This is a genomic window from Flavobacterium coralii, assembly GCF_019891545.1.
GTDB lineage: Bacteria > Bacteroidota > Bacteroidia > Flavobacteriales > Flavobacteriaceae > Flavobacterium > Flavobacterium coralii.
The window spans coordinates 1-5,801 of the sequence record NZ_JAHDIU010000014.1 but is presented as its reverse complement, the minus strand read 5'-3'; the positions used below and the strand labels follow the sequence as shown (position 1 = coordinate 5,801).

1 protein-coding gene is annotated in these 5,801 nt (G+C 44.9%); it reads right to left on the bottom strand.

Translation table 11 applies throughout. The features are described 5' to 3' along the window. Window positions 1-5,801 (bottom strand): choice-of-anchor J domain-containing protein (locus KJK34_RS14905; protein ID WP_223054693.1); only part of this gene is annotated, 5,801 nt, incomplete at both ends.

Below are 5,801 nucleotides of genomic sequence, written 5' to 3'. Positions count from 1 at the left end.
TTGTTTATGGTTACCACAAAGCTGTTTTCTGCGGTACAGTCAGGGTTGGTGTCGCTTACGGCATACACATAAAGTGTTTGTGTAGCGGTTATAACATCTCCTGCTGCAAGCATGTCGCCTTGTCCGCCTGTTGCTGTGTAGTAGTTACCTACTGTAAGAGCAGGAAGCGTGTAGCTGTCGCATGCTGTTACATCGGCTGGTGCATCCGGTACCGGGGTAGGAGTAGTTGTAACTACTATCTGCTCAGTTCCAACACAACCACCGTTGTTTACAGTTACCTCATAAATACCGGCAGCTGTTACAGTTATAGACTGTGTAGTCAGGCCAAGGTCATCGCCGTCTAATGTCCAGCTGTATGACACATCAGCAGAGCTACCGTCAAAGTTGCCAGGGAAAACCTCAAGAGTTACAGGTGTTCCTTCACATACTGTAGTATCTTCAGTCGCAGTAAACTGCGGAGGTACATTGTTAAGTATCAATTCAAATGACCTTGTTATATAACATGGGCTGTCACCCAGTGTTATTCTAACCCAGATAGTTTGTGCCGTATCTGTAGTATACGATTCGGGAAGGTTATCTGTAAGGCCAAGTTCTGCTGCTTCTTCAGTAGCATAGAAAGTAAAGTTATAACCCGTTGGGTCATCCATTAAGCCTTCAAGGCTTTCTGTAAGGTCAAATGTTACTTCTTCGCCGTTAGAGCAAAGGCTAAGGTCTTGTGGCTCGTTAGCTTCAATAGGTGCAGCAACATTAATGTTAAATGTACTTTCTTTGATTATCTGCTCACCGGTACAAGTTGTATATGTTGCACGGGCTGTCATTTCAGTTTCGCCGCTCACACACACAGTAATATCATTTTCGCTGCTGTAGAAATCACCATCCTGTAGCCACTCAAACACAACGTTTGTATCGCCACTAGGTACAAATCTCCACGCTTCCTCTGTAGCAGTCCATGCACCGGTATTTCTGTCCGGAGGTGTTATACCTTCAGTACCGTCTGCATTTTGAAGGCCTATTACACCACGACCGCCATTCCAGCCTGTACAAGGAGTCCTTGACTCTACATAAACCTCTATAATGTTAGATACTTCATATATAACTATCTGAGATGTTTGTGTACCTACGCTAAGTCCGCAAGAGAACTGTGGTACATCATAATAGTTAACTACAAGTGCCCTACAAGGGTAGCTGCCCAGTACCTGATAGTTGATGCTTACATCGCTACCTGGGGTATTAGGGTTTATATCCTGATATACACCATATATAGCATTAAGTATAGGGAAACCAGGATCCGGAACGCTTTCGTCATAAGACCATGGACATGTACCACCATTTGTCATGTTATCACCAAACATTACCACACCGTTAGAACCAACTTTTGCTTCATCATATGTTTCACCATAGAAACAGAATTCAAAAGGAAGGTTTACAACAGGTGACCAGATATCATCTGTATTTACATTAAGCTCCTGTCCGCCAAGGAATGGGAACGGAGGTGAGTAATCTATAGATTCTACTGTATATTCTGTAGTTTCACCTATTTCAAAATAGTTAGCACTTAAATCTATACAGGTTTCTTCACCCGGACATATAGTAAGTTCAGATCCCGGAGCAACAACCTCAAGCTCATCATCATATACATCTACACCTGCACATCCCGGAGGAGCGAAGATAGAGAATTGGTATGGGCCTGACCAGAAGCTTACATCACCAGGACCACAAATAGCCCTTACATAGTATTCGTAGAATACAGATGGTGTTAGCCCTTCAGCAAGATATTCAGGATCGCCGTTTACTATAGCAGTATCTGCAGGAGTATCACCAGGATATGGGTCGCCCTGTAGTTGAACTACCACTTCCCATTGTGTTTCTGCACCACCCGGCACCCAGCTTAACTGAACAGACTCTAAGTTAACACCCTCAGAAAGAAGGTCTGTTGGCTGAGGGCACGTGATAGGGGAACATACAGGGATACCTGTGTATAATAAGCTGTTTTGAGAACCTTCTCCCGGCTCTTTTTCGTAAACAGTTTCGCTGTAAGTAGTATTTATTACAGATATACCAACTTCACCCGCAAATGAACCGCCTGCATTCCAGAATAGTTCAAAAGGAATTCCTGTACAAAGGCCTACAGAAACAGTTACAGGGTTAGTATCGTCAGCATTTGTAGGGCCTGTTAGTGTAGCCACTGTAATACCATTTTGTATGATAGACATTGTGTTGCCATTCCAGCTGTCGCCGAATGAGTCAACCATTACAAAGTCATAGATACACTGGTCTGCAGGAGCACAAACATCTGTATTAAAGTTAACTGGGCCAACCCAGTTGCTTAAATCATCAACTGCGCAAACCGCCCTTATATAAACTTCATATTCTTCACCAGGGGTAAGTCCGGTTACAGTAAAGGTGTTGCTGTCAGCTATTTCGCCTGTAGCAGTATCGGCAGGTTCGCCTGTACCTTGTGGCTGAACAATAACTTCCCACTGGGTTTCGTTAAGTCCGGCCGTCCAGCTTAAGTCTACAGTTGTATCAGTAGCGTCAACAACAACAAGGTTTGTCGGGTCAGGACATGTTGGTATGTCTTCAACAATTACGTTGTCAACATATAGCCTCCATCCGTCAGGGCCTCCCGAAGGGATATGCCATGCTATGTAAACAGGGCCTGATATTGGTGTAGCACCATCAAACAGGTTGATTATAAATTCCTGATATGTGGTGTTGCTGTAGGTAGCAAGTGGTAACAGTACAGTAGTAAAGTCTGCCGGGTTAGTACCTGTTGTAGATACCAATACTTCAAATTGGTCAGGCTCGTTTACAGATTGTACCCTTTGGTGGAATTTCAGCCTTTGGTTACCTGTCAGGATAATTTGAGGAGAAATCAGCCAGTCGTTGTTGTTACCATTGTTAAAATCGGTAGTGATTGCTGCACTCTGGTTGCCTTCAAAAGCATTTAGTGCATAATCCATATTCCATGCATCGGTATCACCGTTAAGGTTAAGTACTGTCCAGCATGGCTGTGTAGTAGAGCCGGCATTAAACCCTTCAAAGAACGGAACTGTAAATGCATCACAGGCCGTAGTAAAGGTGAATGGGCCTACCCAGTTGCTCAGGTCATCAACAGCACATGTTGCCCTTACATAGTATTCGTAAATGGTGTTAGCTGTAAGCCCTGTTGCAGTATATTCAGGATCTACTGTTACAGGTGTTCCTGCACCTGTAGGTTCACCAGTACCCGGAGCCTGTACAACTATTTCCCATGAAGTCTCTGTAAAGCCCGGTGTCCAGCTTAGATCTGCCGTGTTTGGTGTAAAGTTGCCTGCTGTAAGTGCAGTCGGGTCAGGACATGTAGGTATGTCTTCAACAATTACATTGTCAACATAAAGCCTCCATCCGTCAAGCCCACCGTTCGGCACGTGCCATGCAATATTAACAGGGCCCGAAATAGGTGTGTTCGTAGCATCAACTATGTTTACAATATATTCTACGTAGGTAGTGTTATTGTATGATGCCAAAGGAATTAACGTTGTTGTAAAATCTGCAGGATTTGTACCTGTAGTAGAAAGCACTACCCTAAAGTCGTTAGGCTCGCCTGTACTTTGAACACGCTGGTGGAATTTAAGCCTTTGGTTACCTGTAAGGATAAGTGTAGGCGAAATTAGCCAGTCGTTGTTATTACCTGCGTTAAAATCGGTAGTAATGGCCGCACTCTGGTTACCTTCAAAGGCATTAAGTGCATAATCCATGTTCCATACATCTGTATCGCCGTTAAGGTTAAGTACTGTCCAGCAGTTTTGTGTCGGAGAGTCTGAGTTAAACCCTTCAAAGAAAGGTATCGGCAGCGGATCACATGCTGTTGTAAATGTAAACGGCCCTACCCAGTTACTGTTGTCATCAACAGCACAAGTAGCTCTTACATAATACTCATATTGAGTGTTAGATGTTAGTCCGGTAGCAGCATAAGTTGGTGTTCCTCCTGTTACGGCTGTACCCGCACCTGTAGGTACACCTGTACCCGGGGCCTGTACTACAACTTCCCATGAAGTTTCGTTAAATCCTGGGGTCCAGCCTAATTGTGCACTGTTAGCAGTGATAGAAGTAGCTGTAAGCGCAGTCGGGTCAGGACAGCTTGGAATATCTTCAATAATTACATTATCAATATAAAGCCTCCACCCGTCAAGGCCACCGTTAGGTACATGCCATGCAATGTTTACAGGGCCTGAAACAGGTGTGTTTGTAGCATCAACTATGTTTACAATGTACTCAACATAAGTTGTGTTATTGTATGATGCAAGCGGCATAAGTGTAATAGTAAAGCTTGCAGGGTCTATGCCTGTTGTAGAGGCTACAACCCTAAAGTCGTTAGGCTCACCTGCACTCTGAACGCGTTGGTGGAATTTTAGCCTTTGGTTACCTGTAAGGTTAATAGTTGGCGAAATTAACCAGTCGTTGTTATTACCTGCGTTAAAGTCGGTATACATAACTGCACTTTGGTTGCCTTCAAACGGGTTGGTTGCATAGTCCATGTTCCATACATCCGTATCACCGTTAAGGTTTAATACGGTCCAGCATTGCTGCGTTGGAGATGTTGAGTTGAAACCTTCTGTAAACGGAACTCCGAATGAATCACAAAGCGTGTTGAAAGTATAAGGTCCGGCCCATATACTAAAGTTACCATCGCCGCAAGCTGCCCTTACATAATATTCATATTGTGTAGAAGGTGTTAACGAAGTAGCTGTATATGTATTTGAGCTTACTGTAGTACCGGCACCTGTTGGTACACCTGTGCCTACAGGCTGTACTGATACCTGCCATGAAGTAGCGCCACTTGGGTTTGTCCATGATAAATTAGCAGTAGTAGTGGTAATTCCTGTAGTTGGGTTTCCAACCGGAGGAGCACAAAATACCTGCTGTATTGTAAGGGTATATGGGGTAGTTTGTGGCGTTGCCCATGTAGAAATTACAATATAGTAAGTCTGCCCTGCTGTTACTGCAAAGTTAGGAATAGTTACAGGGTTGCCTGCAGAGCCGCCAACGCCACCCGCAGCACAGTTTACACCTATGTTAGCACAGCTTGTATATACAAACATACCTGACCATGCACCGTTTCCGGTCATGGCGATGTTTATAGTTCCGTTTGCTGTTGCAGTATAAGAATACACCACATCATCACCGTTAAGGTAAGCCGATGTACTACCACAGCCTGATGCACCCGGGCTTCCGCTGTAGTCATCACCAAAGTTTGAGGTGTTGTTGGTAGTAGAATAAGGCAGTGTAGCAATTTCTATCGGGGCGTTACAGGTTGCACCCAAAGCCACCGTGCTAAAGAAGAACGGGCCTACCCATTCGCTTGTTCCGCCATCGGCGCAAAGCGCACGTACGTAGAATTTGTAATCGGTATCCTGGGTTAAGCCTGTTGCAGGATAAGGTGAGTTGCCATTGTAAACAACACCTGTTTCTGTAGGAATCGCTGCTGCAGGCAGTATCTCAATTTCCCATGAAGTGGCACCACTGTTGTTGGTCCAGGTTAGGTTAGCCGTAGTAAGGCCGAAGCTGTTGGCGCCAAGGTTGGAAGGATCGATACACTGCGATACTACAGATACGTTATCCACCAGCCAACGGTCTCCGTTGTCGCCTGCCATAACAAACGCAATGCGCACATTCTGGCCTACAAATGATGCCGGAATCGGCACCACCACTTCGTTATAAACGGTCTGAACCGGGTTGATCTCCAGCTCGGTCCACTCTTCAAGAAGGGTATAATCCGCAAACACACCGGCGTTAGCGGTGTTGGTGGTAATAAGCAC